Origin of the sequence: Mesorhizobium sp. YL-MeA3-2017 (assembly GCF_030814575.1) — a bacterium.
GTDB lineage: Bacteria > Pseudomonadota > Alphaproteobacteria > Rhizobiales > Rhizobiaceae > Mesorhizobium > Mesorhizobium terrae.
In genome coordinates this window covers 4159198-4173083 of record NZ_JAUSVH010000001.1, presented here as the reverse complement: position 1 = coordinate 4173083, position 13886 = coordinate 4159198, and the positions used below count along the sequence as shown (strand labels likewise).

Annotated in this window: 15 protein-coding genes; 2 read left to right on the top strand and 13 right to left on the bottom strand. The window is 65.3% G+C overall.

From position 1 onward, the window contains the following. The first annotated feature begins 87 nt into the window (after positions 1-87). Together QFZ88_RS19675 and QFZ88_RS19670 are read left to right on the top strand one after the other, a co-directional pair. Positions 88-1602: an FGGY-family carbohydrate kinase gene (locus tag QFZ88_RS19675; protein ID WP_024927015.1), complete on the top strand. Its 1515-nt coding sequence runs from the start codon at positions 88-90 to the stop codon at positions 1600-1602. Beyond that, positions 1599-3206 carry a GMC family oxidoreductase gene (locus QFZ88_RS19670; RefSeq protein ID WP_024927016.1) on the top strand — a complete coding sequence of 536 codons (1608 nt, stop codon included), beginning with the start codon at positions 1599-1601 and terminating at the stop codon, positions 3204-3206. The genes QFZ88_RS19675 and QFZ88_RS19670 overlap by 4 nt, the downstream gene beginning before the upstream one ends. A gap of 17 nt (positions 3207-3223) precedes the next feature. Here QFZ88_RS19670 and phnN read toward each other — a convergent pair whose 3' ends face one another. From phnN to phnG, 13 genes are all read right to left on the bottom strand, one after another. Further along, positions 3224-3811: a phosphonate metabolism protein/1,5-bisphosphokinase (PRPP-forming) PhnN gene (gene phnN, locus QFZ88_RS19665; RefSeq protein ID WP_036254131.1), complete on the bottom strand. Its 588-nt coding sequence runs from the start codon at positions 3809-3811 to the stop codon at positions 3224-3226. Beyond that, entirely contained in the window at positions 3804-4943 is a 1140-nt protein-coding gene (locus QFZ88_RS19660; RefSeq protein WP_024927018.1) for an alpha-D-ribose 1-methylphosphonate 5-triphosphate diphosphatase, read from the bottom strand. Before QFZ88_RS19660 ends, phnN begins: the two co-directional genes overlap by 8 nt. A gap of 1 nt (position 4944) precedes the next feature. Further along, positions 4945-5652, bottom strand: coding sequence for a DUF1045 domain-containing protein (locus QFZ88_RS19655; RefSeq protein WP_024927019.1), 708 nt, complete (start codon positions 5650-5652; stop codon positions 4945-4947). Continuing rightward, positions 5652-6470 (bottom strand): phosphonate ABC transporter, permease protein PhnE, encoded by an 819-nt coding sequence (phnE, locus tag QFZ88_RS19650; RefSeq protein ID WP_024927020.1) that lies wholly within the window; start codon positions 6468-6470, stop codon positions 5652-5654. Before phnE ends, QFZ88_RS19655 begins: the two co-directional genes overlap by 1 nt. 76 nt (positions 6471-6546) lie before the next feature. Further along, positions 6547-7539, bottom strand: coding sequence for a phosphonate ABC transporter substrate-binding protein (gene phnD, locus QFZ88_RS19645; protein WP_024927021.1), 993 nt, complete (start codon positions 7537-7539; stop codon positions 6547-6549). 25 nt (positions 7540-7564) lie between these two features. Beyond that, entirely contained in the window at positions 7565-8422 is an 858-nt protein-coding gene (gene phnC, locus QFZ88_RS19640; RefSeq protein ID WP_024927022.1) for a phosphonate ABC transporter ATP-binding protein, read from the bottom strand. 107 nt (positions 8423-8529) lie between these two features. Further along, positions 8530-9228 carry a DapH/DapD/GlmU-related protein gene (locus QFZ88_RS19635; RefSeq protein WP_024927023.1) on the bottom strand — a complete coding sequence of 233 codons (699 nt, stop codon included), beginning with the start codon at positions 9226-9228 and terminating at the stop codon, positions 8530-8532. A gap of 2 nt (positions 9229-9230) precedes the next feature. Then, a complete protein-coding gene (gene phnL / locus QFZ88_RS19630) occupies positions 9231-9938 on the bottom strand; it encodes a phosphonate C-P lyase system protein PhnL (protein ID WP_024927024.1) in 708 nt (235 codons plus the stop codon). Positions 9939-9947: 9 nt separating this feature from the next. Further along, positions 9948-10706, bottom strand: a complete 759-nt coding sequence (gene phnK / locus QFZ88_RS19625; RefSeq protein WP_036254231.1) for a phosphonate C-P lyase system protein PhnK — start codon at positions 10704-10706, stop codon at positions 9948-9950. Between the two features lie 53 nt (positions 10707-10759). Further along, a complete protein-coding gene (locus tag QFZ88_RS19620; protein WP_024927026.1) occupies positions 10760-11641 on the bottom strand; it encodes an alpha-D-ribose 1-methylphosphonate 5-phosphate C-P-lyase PhnJ in 882 nt (293 codons plus the stop codon). After that, a complete protein-coding gene (locus QFZ88_RS19615) occupies positions 11638-12741 on the bottom strand; it encodes a carbon-phosphorus lyase complex subunit PhnI (protein WP_024927027.1) in 1104 nt (367 codons plus the stop codon). Before QFZ88_RS19615 ends, QFZ88_RS19620 begins: the two co-directional genes overlap by 4 nt. 3 nt (positions 12742-12744) lie before the next feature. Then, positions 12745-13356 (bottom strand): phosphonate C-P lyase system protein PhnH, encoded by a 612-nt coding sequence (gene phnH / locus QFZ88_RS19610; RefSeq protein ID WP_024927028.1) that lies wholly within the window; start codon positions 13354-13356, stop codon positions 12745-12747. Beyond that, entirely contained in the window at positions 13356-13805 is a 450-nt protein-coding gene (phnG, locus tag QFZ88_RS19605) for a phosphonate C-P lyase system protein PhnG (protein ID WP_137901938.1), read from the bottom strand. Before phnG ends, phnH begins: the two co-directional genes overlap by 1 nt. Positions 13806-13886: the final 81 nt, after the last annotated feature.

Here is a 13886-nt window from a genome sequence, read left to right as displayed (position 1 = left end):
CAAGGGGAGAAGGGAACACAGCGCGAAGCGGCCGGTAAGGGAAAACGTCGGACGTTAGTGTCCTCGGCACACTTCGGGAGGAGATTGATGGGTAATTACATACTGGGCCTCGATGCCGGCAATACCGTCATCAAGGCCATCATCTTCGACACGGCCGGGCGGGAGCTGGCGATGGCCGCGCTCGACGGCCGCTCGTCGATGCCGAAACCCGGCCATGTCGAGCGCGATCTCAACGAACTCTGGGCCAATGCCGTCACGGTGATCCGCCGCTGCATCGATGAAGCAGGCATCGACGCCGGCGATATCGCCGCGATCGGCTGCGCCGGACACGGCAACGGGCTCTACGCGCTGGACCGCGACGGCGCGCCGCTGATCGGCATCCAGTCGCTCGACACACGCGGCGTCGGCATCGTCGCCGAATGGGCCGGCGAAAATGTCGGCGACCGCACCTATCCCTACTGCCTGCAGCAGCCATGGGCGGCGCAAACGCCGACGCTGCTCGCCTGGATCAAGCGCTTCGAACCGGACCTGTTCGACCGGATCGGCACCGTGTTCCTGTGCAAGGATTTCGTCGTCAACCGGTTGACCGGAGCGCGGTCGAGCGACACCACCGACATGTCCGGCTGCGGGCTCTTGTCGATGCCGGCACGTCGTTATGAGCAGGAGCTGCTGGCCGCCTATGGCCTCAACGACTGCATGGACCTTTTGCCGCCGGCGCTGGAATCCGCCGAGATCGCCGGCCATATCACGCCGGAGGTCGCAGCACTGACCGGTCTGAAGGCGGGTACGCCCGTGGTGGCCGGCCTGTTCGACGTGGTGGCCAGCGCCGTCGGCTCGGGCGTGACGCGCACCGGTGCCGCATCGATCATTGCCGGCACCTGGAGCATCAACCAGGTCATCACTGATGAGCCGATCCGCGATCCGTCGATCTTCATGCTGTCGACCTTCGATCCCAAGCGCTATCTGGCAATCGAATCCAGCGCCACCTCGGCCGCCAATCTCGAATGGATCGCGCGCGAATTCCTCGAACACGAGGCCGGCCACGGAAAATCCCCATTCGAACACGCCAGCGAACTGGTCGCCTCGGTCGATCCGGCCGGCGATGTGCCGATCTACCACCCGTTCCTCTACGGCTCGCAGAAAAACGGGCGGGCCCGTGCCGGCTTCTACGGCATCGCCGGCTGGCACGGGCGCGCGCATATGCTGCGAGCGCTGTTCGAAGGCGTCGTCTTCGAGCACAAACGCCATATCGAGACGCTCACCCGCGCCGGTGCAGGCTTCGATGAGGCAGTGCTTTCCGGCGGCGGCTCGCGCAGCGCCGTATGGGCACAGATCTTCGCCGATGTGCTGGGCGTGCCCGTGACCGTGGCACGAAGCCGCGAAACCGGCGCCCTGGGCGCGGCCATCGCGGCCGGAACCGGTGTCGGCATCTTCCCTGACTTTGCCGCCGGTGCCACGGCGATGACGTCGGCGGCGCGCCGCTATGCGCCTAATGGCGCGATTGCCCAAGCCTATGCCGCGCGCTACCAACTCTATGGCGAGATCAACCAGGCGATGAGCCCGATGTGGGAACGGATCGCTCAGATGCAGGCGCAGTCGTGACCAGCCCCGCTCCGTTCGGCGAATTCGACTATGTGATCGTCGGCGCCGGTTCGGCCGGCTGCGTGCTGGCCAACCGTCTGTCGGCCGACCCGCGTAACAAGGTGCTTTTGCTCGAGGCCGGCGGCAGCGACCGCTACCACTGGGTCGATATCCCGATCGGCTATCTCTATTGCATGGGCAATCCGCGCACCGACTGGCTGATGAAGACCGAGCCGGACGCCGGCCTCAACGGACGCAGCCTCAACTATCCGCGCGGCAAGGTGCTGGGCGGCTGCTCTTCCATCAACGGCATGATCTACATGCGCGGCCAGGCGGCCGACTATGACGGCTGGCGCCAGGCAGGCAATGCCGGCTGGGGTTGGGACGATGTGGTGCCCTATTTCCGCAAGTCGGAGGACTATCATGGCGGCGCCGGCGCGATGCACGGCGCCGGCGGTGAGTGGCGGGTGGAAAAGCAGCGCCTGTCATGGCCGATCCTCGACGCCTTCCGCGACGGTGCGGAAGAACTCGGCATTCCGCGCACCGAGGATTTCAACGCCGGTACCAATGAGGGCTCCGGCTATTTCGAGGTCAACCAGAAGAAGGGTGTGCGCTGGAATACCTCCAAGGCGTTCCTGAGCGGCATCGCCAATCGCCCTAATCTGCGCGTACTGACCGGCGCCGAAACCGAGAGGCTGGAGTTCGACGGCCGCCGGGTGACCGGCGTCGTCTTCCGCCATGAAGGCGGCCTGCATGTCGCGAAAGCCGGCGAGACCCTGCTTGCCGCCGGCGCCATCAACTCGCCAAAAATCCTCGAACTGTCCGGCGTCGGCCAGCCGGAGCTTTTGTCGCGGCTGGGGATCGAGGTTCGACACGCGCTGCCCGGCGTCGGCGAGAACCTGCAAGACCATCTGCAGATCCGCACCGTGTTCAAGGTGAAGAACGCCGACACGCTGAACCAGCGCTACCACAACCTCCTGCGCCGCGCGGCCATGGGCGCGGAATACGCGCTGTGGCGCAGCGGGCCGCTGTCGATGGCGCCGAGCCAGCTTGGCATCTTCGCGCGCTCTGATGCGCGGCTGGCGACGCCGGATCTCGAATATCACGTGCAGCCGCTCTCGACCGACCGGCTGGGCGAACCGCTGCACCGCTTCCCGGCCGTGACGGTCTCTGTCTGCAATCTGAGGCCCGAAAGCCGGGGCACGGTCCACATGGAAAGCGCCGACGCCAGGGAGATGGCGAAGATACGCCCGAACTATCTCTCGACCGAGGGCGACCGGCACGTGGCGGTCGCTTCGATAGAGCATGCGCGGCGCCTGATGCGGACAAAGGCCATTGCCCGTTTCGAACCGGAAGAAATGCTGCCCGGTCCGCAATTCACCGGCCATGAGGACCTGGTGCGCAAGGTGGGCGACATCGCCACAACGATCTTCCACCCGGTCGGCACAGCCAAGATGGGCTCGGACGCGATGGCGGTGGTCGACGCCAGGCTGCGCGTGCACGGCCTGACCAGCCTGCGCGTCGTCGATGCCTCGATCATGCCGACCATCGTGTCGGGCAACACCAATTCGCCCGTCGTCATGATCGCCGAAAAAGCGTCGGAAATGATCCTGCGGGATCGTTGAAGCCGGCCGCCGCCCCTTCAGGACGCCAGAGACAACCGGCTGACGATGATCGAGACCAGCGCCTCGCCGGCGAGGTGAAGCTCGGCGCTGTTGTCGATGGTGATGTCCTGGCCGTAGGCGCCGAGCTTCAGGCCGCGCTCGACGCGGCGCTGAATGTCCTCGGCGGTCTCGCGTCCACGCGACGCAAGCCGGGCCGCGATGATTTCCGGCCGGGCGGTCAGGCCCGCCACGATGACATTGGCAAAGGCGGCGCGGATGTCGTCGAGCGCTCCACGCGAGCCGTTGGCGACGGCGGTGCCGCCGCGTTCGACATGGTCGAGCACGGTACGCGGCAACGCATAGCTCAGCCCGTTCGCCTGCCAGCTGACAGCAAAGCGCCCTGCCCGCGCGGCTTCCGCGAAATCGGTCTCGTTCAGGCTGTCATGGTCCTCGGCGTCGGCGGTCGCCGGGCGCGTAACGATGCGGCGGACGAACAGGATGTCGCTTCGCTCAGTCAGGCGCTCGCGGGCATAGCCAAGAACGCTGTCCTTGCCGGAGCCGCTCGGGCCGACGACGATAATGAGCCTGCCGGGCGAACCCCGGGAACCCGACACGGGATCAGGCAACGCGCCGGCCCTCGCGCCAGACCGAGCGCACCACCGGCACGCCCTTGTTGTGGCGCACGCGCACGACATCGCCGCGCAGACCGGGCGCGATGCGGCCACGGTCGGTCAGGCCCACCGTGCGCGCCGGGGCCGCCGTGACGAGACGGACCGTTTCGTTGAGGGGCCTGCCCTGCGGGCCGTCGGCCAGGATGAACGGCGCCTGCATGAGGCTGAACGGCACATAGTCGGACGAGAGCACGTCGAGCACGCCGGCCTCGGCCAATTCGCGCGCCGCAATATTGCCGGAATGCGACTTGCCACGCACGATGTTGGGCGCGCCCATCATCACCGAAATGCCAGCCTCATGCGATGCCCTGGCCGCTTCCATGCTGGTCGGGAATTCGGCCAGCTTTACACCGAAGGCAATCGATTCCTCGACATGTTCGACAGTAGCGTCGTCATGGCTGGCGATGGCGATGCCGCGTCCGGCGCAGGCATCGGCAATCGTCTTGCGATGCGCGGCGGAATACTTCTGCGAGGCGGCGACGCGCTTGGCCATGAAGCGCTCGAAGGCCGCGTCGTCCAGCCCGCGCTTGGTCTTGTAGTAGAGCGCGTACTGCTCGAGCGTCTGGAACTGGCGCTGGCCCGGCGCATGGTCCATCAACGAGGCGAGCCGCACGAAATTGTCGGTGTCGAAATCCTCGAACTGGTCGAGCACATCGGCCGCCGAAACCTCGCAGCGCAGGTGGATCAGATGGCTGGCGCGCAGCCTGTCCTCGGCGACTGCCACCTCGATGGCGTCGGCGATGACACGCATCTCGCCCTTCTGGAAACCGCCATCCTCGTCGGAACCGAGACGCAGGCAGTCGAAGACAGTGGTGATGCCGGAAGCCACCACCTGCGCGTCATGCGCCTGGAGGGCGGCGATCGAGTCCCAGCGCACGCCGGGGCGCGGCGAATAATGGGATTCGAGATGATCGGTATGGAGTTCGACCAGGCCTGGGATCACATAGTCGCCTTCGCAATCCTCGCCCGCCGAGACGATACCGGTATCGATCGACGCGATCTTGCCGCCGCGCAGCACAAGCGCCCCGTTGACGATCTCGTCTTCGAGGACGATGCGCGCATTCTTCAAAACGATCTCTTGGGACATCTCAGGCGGACTTTCTGGTTTCGAGCGGCCGCAGCCGCCGGTAGGAATGCACGGTGAAGGGCGCGCCGGGCTCCGGCTCCACGAACAGTGCCAAGCCCTCCACGGGGAACGGGCGCGCGGTGAAGGGCGTGAAATGGCTTTCCAGAACCGGCAACACGCGCGACAGCGTCTCGGCCGGCAGCCGCTCGGTCAGCGTCATGTGGAAGCGGAATTCGTCCATCACATAGGGATAGCCATGGCGCCTGAGATAGGCGGCCTGGCGCGGGGTGAGGCCCGATGGATTGCGCCGCTCGATCTCGGCTTCCGACAGCGGCGCCCTGACCGACGCGAAATGCAGGACAGCGTCGGCGGCGAAGGCCGCGAGCTGGTATTCCGGCGCCGTCGGCAACAGCGCCAGGAACGACCCCAATTGCCCGACCCGAAGCCTCTCGATGCTGAAGGGTGCCGTCTGCCGGCAGAAACGCTCGAAGCTGAGCTCGAGCTCAGCCAGGCCAACTCCATCGGCCAGCTGAAACGGCGCCACGATGGTGCCGTGGAAACCGTAGCGGCACGGGTCGCCGACGAGCCCGGCGATTTCGTGAGCCGGCAAACCGTTGAATGAGGGTGTCTCGCGCTTTTCGCCTGAAAACGCGTCGCGTCCCAGCCAGTCGCCGGCGGTTTGCGTCAGTGCATCGTCCTGCGGAGGGGTGAAATAGACGGCGTAGCGCATCACAGGAACAACTTGCGCAGCTGCTGCGAGATGACGTCGATCAGCGACACCGTGACCAGCATGATGATGAGCATGGCGGCCGCTTCGGGATAGTAGAAGCCGCGGATGGATTCAAAGAGCACCTGGCCGATGCCGCCAGCGCCGATGACGCCGAGCACGGTGGCTGCCCGCACGTTGGATTCGAAGCGATAGAGCGCAAAGGACAGCCACAGCGGCAGAACCTGCGGCACCACGCCGAAGACCACTTCCTGCAGGCGCGTGGCGCCGGTGGCGCGGATGGCCTCGACCGGACGCGGATCGATCGCCTCGACGGCTTCCGAAAACAGCTTTGCGAGGATGCCGGTGGTGTGGATGAACAGCGCCATGACGCCGGCGAACGGGCCGAGGCCGACGGCGACCACGAACAGCACCGCATAAACGAGCTCGTGGATCGAACGGAACATATCCATCAGGCGCCGAACCGGCTGGACGATGTACCAGGGCGCCATGTTGGAAGCGGACAGGATGCCGAAGGGAACCGCCAGCACCGCCGCGAGGAAGGTGCCCCACAGCGCGATCTGGATGGTGACCAGCATTTCCTGGAAATAGTAGCGCCATTCGCCGAAATTCGGCCGTGCGAAGCCTGAGGCGTATTGCGCCATGTTGCCGGCGTCGGTGAAAAGATAGGTCCAACGGGACATCTCGGCCGGCGCCCAGCTCCAGATCAGGAGCAAGGCCAGGCTGATCCAGGTGACGGCGGTCCAGGCGTCGCGGGTCCAGTCACGCCCGACCTCGGGACGTGGTTTGGTGGCTTCGCCAATATGGGTCGATTGCGTCATCGTGGTACTCGCTGGGCACGCCGGCCGATGAGCCGGCCGGCGTTGGGGTTGAGGCTATCGACGGCCCTGAGGCCGATCAGCTCTGGCCGTTGGCCTTGATCTTGGCTTCGTAGCCGGCCTTCTCGGCTTCGATCTTCGCGATCTTGGCCTTCTTGTCGGCTTCGGAGAGATTGGCGTCGGCTTCGACCTTGGCCTTGGCCTTGGTCAGTTCCATCACGCGGATCGGCAGGAGCTGGTCGTTGGTCGAGGCGTGGAACGGCGCCCACTGCAGGCCGGCCAGAACCGCCTTCTCCTTGGCGACGTCGCCCTTCGACTTGTCGGTGCCGTAGGTCAGGATGAAGTTCTTGATCTTGTCCTTGGCTTCCTTGGGCAGGTCCTTGCGCCAGACCAGCGGATCGGACGGGATCAGCGGCGACTTCCAGATGATCTTGATCTTCTTGAAGGCTTCCGGCTGGTTCTTCTCGATGAGGGCCATGTTCTCGGTGTTGTTGGCGGCAGCGTCGAGCTGGCCGTTGGCAACGGCCATGGCGTTGGTTTCATGGTTGGCGTTGGTCAGCGTCTTGAAGCAGGCCTTCGGGTCGATCTTGTTGGCGGCGAACACGAAGGTGGTCGGCACCAGGAAGCCGGAGGTCGAGTTCGGGTCGCCGAGGCCGAAGTTCAGCGTCTTGTCGCACTTCAACAGGTCTTCGACCGTGTTCAGCTTGCTGTCCTTCGGCGCCAGGATCAGCGACCAGTAGCCGGGATTGCCGTCGACGGAGACGGTCTGGGCGAAGATCTCGCCGTCGGCGCGATCGACGGCTTCCATGGCCGACTTGTTGCCGTACCAGGCCATCTGCACCTTGCCGAAGCGCATGCCTTCGATGACGCCGGCATAGTCGGACGCGAAGAACGGCTTCACGTCGAGGCCGGTTTCCTTCTTCATGTCGGCGAGGAAGGGTTCCCATTTCGGCTTGAGGTTCTGCTGGGACTCGGTCGAGATGATGCCGAAATTGACTTCCTCGGCATAGGCGGCACAGGTCAGAGTGAAGGCGATCGCCGTGGCGGCGATGGCCTTGAGCACAATGTTCATGTCAACGTCTCCTGTTGGGTTCTTGTCAGGCGAAGGCCGGCGCCAGGTCCGGGCTCTTGGCGGTTGCAGGTTCCGGCTGGGTGTAGTCGGGCACGAAGTCCGGAACAGCTTCGGGCAGGATCAACTCTTCGGAGTTCGAGCCGTAGAGTTCGACCAGCGTCTTGTGGGTGAGCATGGTGGATGGGCCATCGAACACGACGCGGCCGTCCTTCAGCGCAATGGTGCGCGGGCAATAGCGGCGCGCATATTCAACCTGATGCAGCGATACCACGCAGGTGATGCCGTTCTCGCGGTTGACGCCGGCCAGCACTTCCATGACACGGCGGGCCGAGGACGGGTCGAGCGAAGCGATCGGCTCGTCGGCGAGCAGGATGTTCGCGCGCTGCACCAGAGTGCGGGCGATTGCCGCACGCTGCTGCTGGCCGCCGGACAATGTCGAGGCGCGCTGCCAAGCGACTTCCGGAATGCCGACCTTGGCCAACGCCTCGCGAGCCAGCCGCTTTTCCTCGGAAGAGAACAGGCCGAGCGTGCCGCGCCAGACCGGAATGCGGCCGAGATTGCCGACCAGCACATTGGACAGGACCGACAGCCGGCCGACCAGATTGAACTGCTGGAAGATGACGCCGATGTTGCGCCGAAGGTCACGCGCGCCGTTCGACAGGCGGCCGTTGGCCTGCAGGCCCGCGCCGAAGATCTCGATAGTGCTCGAGCCCGACTGGCCGGTCTCCAGCCCGCAGATGTGACGCAGCAGCGTCGACTTGCCGGAGCCGGAAGCGCCGATCAGCGCCACCATCTCGCCCTTGGCGATGTCGATGGAGACATTGTCGAGCGCGCGCTTCTTGCCGAAGGCTTTCGACAGGTTGCGTACGGAAATGGCGTTCATGAAATCGCTCCTGCTTCGGGCCTCGGCCCTGGAGTGGTCGTCGATGCACGCATGTTGCTTGCCGTGGCTCAGCCTCCGGCCTGCGGCCGAAGGCGCGCCCAAATTCGTTATCCGGTTACCGCTTCTCGATGACGGTCGGATGTACCGTTCATGTCAGCTCCATGACCATTCACGGATATCTGGTGGCCGGACCGGCCTTCATACCGGTCGAGGAACGCCTCGGCGCTGAGATCACGGAAATCGTCGAGCGCGGCGCGCAGCGCGGCATGGTCCCAGTCCCACCAGGCCAAAGCCTGCATGCGCCGAGCGACGTCGACGGGAAAACGCTCGCGGATAAGCTTAGCCGGCACGCCGCCGACGATCGTGTAAGGCGCGACATCCCTGGTGACGACGGCTCCGGAGCCGACCACCGCACCATCGCCGATGGTGACGCCCGGCAGGATGGTGGCGCCATGGCCGATCCAGGTGTCGTGGCCGATCGTCACCCGGCGGGCGCGGCGGGCGGCAAAGAAGTCGTCCTCGTGCGCGGCATCCTCGAAATAGTCGCCGGCGCGGTAGGTGATGTGATGCAGCGTGGCGCGCGACATCGGATGATGGGTGGCGTTGATGCGCACAGAGGCGGCGATGTTGGCGAACTTGCCGATCGTCACGCACCAGGTCTGGCCGTTCGGCATGATGTAGGAGTAGTCGCCGATCTCGGTCTCGACTAGACGGCAGCCCTCCGCCACTTCGGTGTAGCGGCCGAGCGTGCAGTTCTCCAGCTGCGCGGTCGGGTCGATCAGCGGCGTTTCCGACAGGCGAGTCATGGTCAGGCGGCCTTTTTGTCGGGCGCGAAACCGGTCACGTCGATGATGACGTCGGCCACGGCATTGCGCACGTCGGTGTCGTGGAAGATGCCAAGCAAGGCCACTCCGGCCTGCTTCTTCTCCGCGATCATGTCGACGACCACGGCGCGGTTGGTCGCGTCGAGCGATGCAGTCGGTTCATCGAGCAGCAGCACCGGGTGCCCGATGATGAAGCCGCGTGCGATGTTGACGCGCTGCTGCTCGCCGCCGGAGAAGGTTGCGGGCGGCAGAGCCCACAGGCGTTCCGGCAAATTGAGACGGCTCAGCAATTCGCCTGCCCTGTCGGCGGCCTTGCGGCGATCGGTGCCGCGTTCCACCATCGGTTCGGCGACGATGTCGAGCGCGCTGACCCGTGGCACGACACGCAGGAACTGGCTGACATAGCCGATGGTTTCGCGGCGAATTTCGAGCACGGTGCGCGGCGCGGCCGATGCCAGATCGACGATTTGGCCGCGATGCAGGATCTCGATGCCGCCTTCGTTCACGGCGTAGTTGCCGTAAAGCATTTTGAGGATCGAGCTCTTGCCGGCGCCGGACGGGCCGCCGAGCACGGCGCATTTGCCGCCTTCCAGCACAAATGCCGCGTCCGCGATCACCGGCAGCTCGATGCCGCCGCGCAGATGCATGATGAAGGTCTTGCCGAGACCGGAAACGGTAAGCACAGGAGCCATGATCGCGCCTCAGACTTGCAGGATCGAAGAAACGAGCAGTTGCGTGTAGGGCGCCTGCGGATCGTCGAGCAGACGGTCGGTGAGACCATGTTCGACGACGCGGCCGTCCTTCATCACCATCATGCGATGCGACAAAAGGCGGGCGACGGCGAGGTCGTGCGTGACGATAATGACGGCGAGACCGAGATCGTGGACGAGGCCGCGCAACAGGTCGAGCAGGCGCGCCTGCACCGAAACGTCGAGGCCGCCGGTCGGCTCGTCCATGAAGACCAGGCGCGGCGCGGTGACCAGATTGCGCGCGATCTGCAGTCGCTGGCGCATGCCGCCGGAGAAGGCGCGCGGCTGGTCGTCGATGCGGTCGGCATCGATCTCGACGCGGCCGAGCCAGTCGGTGGCGGTGGCGCGGATATTGCCATAGTGGCGGTCGCCGACCGCCATCAGCCGCTCGCCGACATTGGCGCCGGCCGAAACCGTCATGCGCAGTCCGTCGGCCGGGTTCTGATGCACGAAGCCCCAGTCGGTGCGCAAAAGCAGGCGCCGCTCCGCTTCACCCAGCCCATAGAGGTCGCGCATCTCACCATCGCGCATGCGGTAGGACACTGTGCCAGCGCTTGGCGGCAGGCGGGTCGAGATGCAATTGAGCAGTGTCGTCTTGCCGGAGCCGGACTCGCCGACGATGGCCAGAACCTCACCCGGCCAGATATCAAAATTGACATCCGCGCAGCCGATGCGGGCGCCGTAGTGCTTGCTGACCGACCTGACCGACATCAGCGGCAGGTCGCCGACCTCGACATTCGGCTGGTCGATATTCACAGCGACGTTCATGACAGGGCCTCACCGGAGAGTTCGCCGCGATGGCCGTCGGCCCGGCGGCTTTCGCAATGGTCGGTGTCGGAGCAGACGAACATGCGTCCGCCGCGATCGTCGAGCACGACTTCGTCGAGATAGACCTGCTCGGCGCCGCACAGCGCGCAGGGCTTGTCGAAACGCTGAACCTCGAAGGGATGATCCTCGAAGTCGAGGCTGACCACCTCGGTGTAAGGCGGCACGGCGTAGATGCGCTTCTCGCGACCAGCGCCGAACAGCTGCAACGCTTCCGACATATGCATCTTGGGATTGTCGAATTTCGGCGTCGGCGACGGGTCCATCACATAGCGGCCCTCGACCTTGACCGGATAGGCATAAGTGGTGGCGATATGGCCATTCTTGGCGATGTCCTCGTAGAGCTTCACATGCATGAGGCCGTATTCTTCCAGCGCATGCATCTTGCGGGTTTCGGTCTCGCGCGGTTCGAGGAAACGCAGCGGTTCCGGGATCGGCACCTGGTAGACCAGCACCTGGCCTTCCTTCAGCGGGGCTTCCGGAATGCGGTGGCGGGTCTGGATGATGGTGGCATCGCCGGTGCTGGTCGTCGTCTCGACGCCCGCGACCTTCTCGAAGAACTTGCGGATGGAGACGGCGTTGGTGGTGTCGTCGGCGCCCTGGTCGATGACCTTCAGCACATCGTCGGGGCCAAGGATCGACGCCGTCACCTGCACGCCGCCAGTGCCCCAGCCATAAGGCATCGGCATTTCGCGACTGGCGAACGGCACCTGGTAGCCTGGCACGGCGATCGCCTTCAAGATGGCGCGCCGGATCATGCGCTTAGTCTGCTCGTCGAGATAGGCGAAGTTGTAGTTGGATGCCTGGGTGTGCGCGTTCATTCGGCGGCCTCCCTTGTTTCAAGAGCCGCCTCGCGCTGCTCGTATTCGGCGCGCATGGTGCGAACCAGACCGAGCTCGGCCTGGAAGTCGACATAGTGCGGCAGTTTCAGATGTTCGACGAAGCCGGTGGCCTGGACGTTGTCGCAATGCGACAGCACGAATTCCTGGTCCTGCGGCGGCGCGACGATGTCCTCGCCCAGTTCCTCGGCGCGCAGCGCGCGGTCACACAGCGACATCGCCATCGCCTTGCGCTCGGATTGCCCGAAGACGAGGCCGTAGCCGCGCGTGAACTGCGGCGGCGCCTTGGCCGAACCCTTGAATTGGTTGACCATCTGGCATTCGGTGACCTGGACGCGGCCGACCGGCACGGCGAAACCGAGCTCGGGCATGAACATTTCGACATCGACCTCGCCGATGCGAATTTCACCGGCAAAGGGATGGCTGCGGGCATAGCCGCGCTGGGTCGAATAGCCGAGCGCGAGAAGGAAGCCCTCGTCGCCGCGCGACAGCGACTGCAACCGCATGGCGCGCGACATCGGGAATTCGGTCGGGGTCTGGTTGATGTCGCCGGGCTCCAGCGCCGCATCAAGGACATCGTCCTCCTCGATCAGGCCTTCCTGTCCCAGAATGTCGGCGACGCGCGCGATGGGCTCGGCGGCCCCGGTGCGCAGGATGCCGCTTTCGATTTCGGGATCGCCTTCCAGCTCTTCATCGAGCAGACGGTGCGTGTAATCGAAGGTGGGCCCAAGCAGTTGTCCGCCCGGCAAATCCTTGTAGCAGGCCGACACGCGCCGCTCGACCAGCATGGCGCCGGTGTCGACCGGTTCGCTGTGGCCGAAGCGCGGCAGCGTGGTGCGGTAGGCGCGCACCAGGAAGATCGCCTCGATGAGGTCGCCACGCGCCTGCTTGACGGCGAGCGCTGCCAGGCGGCGATCGTAGAGCGAACCTTCACTCATCACCCGGTCGACGCCGATGGTCAGCTGTTCGGCGATCTGGTCGAGCGTAAGCGCGGGCACGGTCCTGTCGCCACGGCGGCGGTCGGCCAACAGGCGATGGGCATTGTCGATGGCAACTTCGCCGCCCTTGACTGCAACATACATCGATCAGCCCTCCATCTCGACGAGGCGCGCCGAGCGCGGCAGGCAGGCGATGGCATCGCCCGCGGTGAGGATCAGGTCGACGCCGCGCGGGAAACGCTTGCGATTGGCGCTCCACTGATGGGCGAAGTCCTTTGGCAGGCCGCGCGGCGCGAGCGTTACGCGGTCGCGGATGCCCGGCCCTTCGAAGGTTAGCGGCGCGCCACCTTCGAGGCTCGGCAATTGCAGGATCAGCGTCGCCGAACGGTCCGGATATTCCTGGCTGCCTTGGGCGAAACGCTCCAGGGCCGGCATGGTGGTGGGAGCGCCGACGAGGGCGAAAGCGACGTCGTCGCACGTCGCCATCTCACGGGCGCCGGTGTGGAAGGCGAGCCAGGAGCGCAGGGCCGCGCTTTCGGCCAGCGCGGCATCCAGCCAGAACGGCGTGTCGGCATCGATCAGCGCGCAGGCGATGGCGCCGGCCGCACGGCCGAGCGGCGAAGGCGGTGTCACCACGGCATCCACCTTGACGATGGTGGCGGGTCGCGCCATCGCATCCATCACGGCGCGAAAGACGGACTGGGCATTGAGGACCGGATCGGAGAACCCGCCTTCGAGGGCGATCGCTTCGCTCAACATCAGTCTTCTCCGCGAACCATGGTGAAAAAATCGACGCGGGTCGCCGCCGTCTCGAGACGACGCGTCTCGTCGGCGGCGTCGAGTTCGCGCCGCATCGGAGCGATCAATTCGGCATCGATACGCGCGGCCGTTGCCGCGTTGCGGCAGAGCGCGTCGATGATCGCCGAAAGCCTGGCCTTCGTCGGATCGCGGCCTAACGCCATGGCATGGCCGACCGAGCCGTCCTCCAGCTTGATGCTGGCGCGGGTGACGGTCGCCTCGCCGACATTGAAGGGCTCGCCGGTGCCGCCGACGCGGCCACGCAGCATGACCAGGCCGGCTTCCGGCCCACGCAACGGCGTATGGACCGGCTGCAGCCCGAGTGTCGCCCACAGCGCGTTCAGCCTTGTCGTGCTGCAGCGCGCCAGCACCGCCATGCGGTCCCGTCTCGCGGCTTGATCGGCATCCATTTTCATAGCGACCTCAAATTTGTCTATTGATCTAGACAACTAGATATCTTAACTTGTCTTAGCTCCGTTGGATGACGGGCA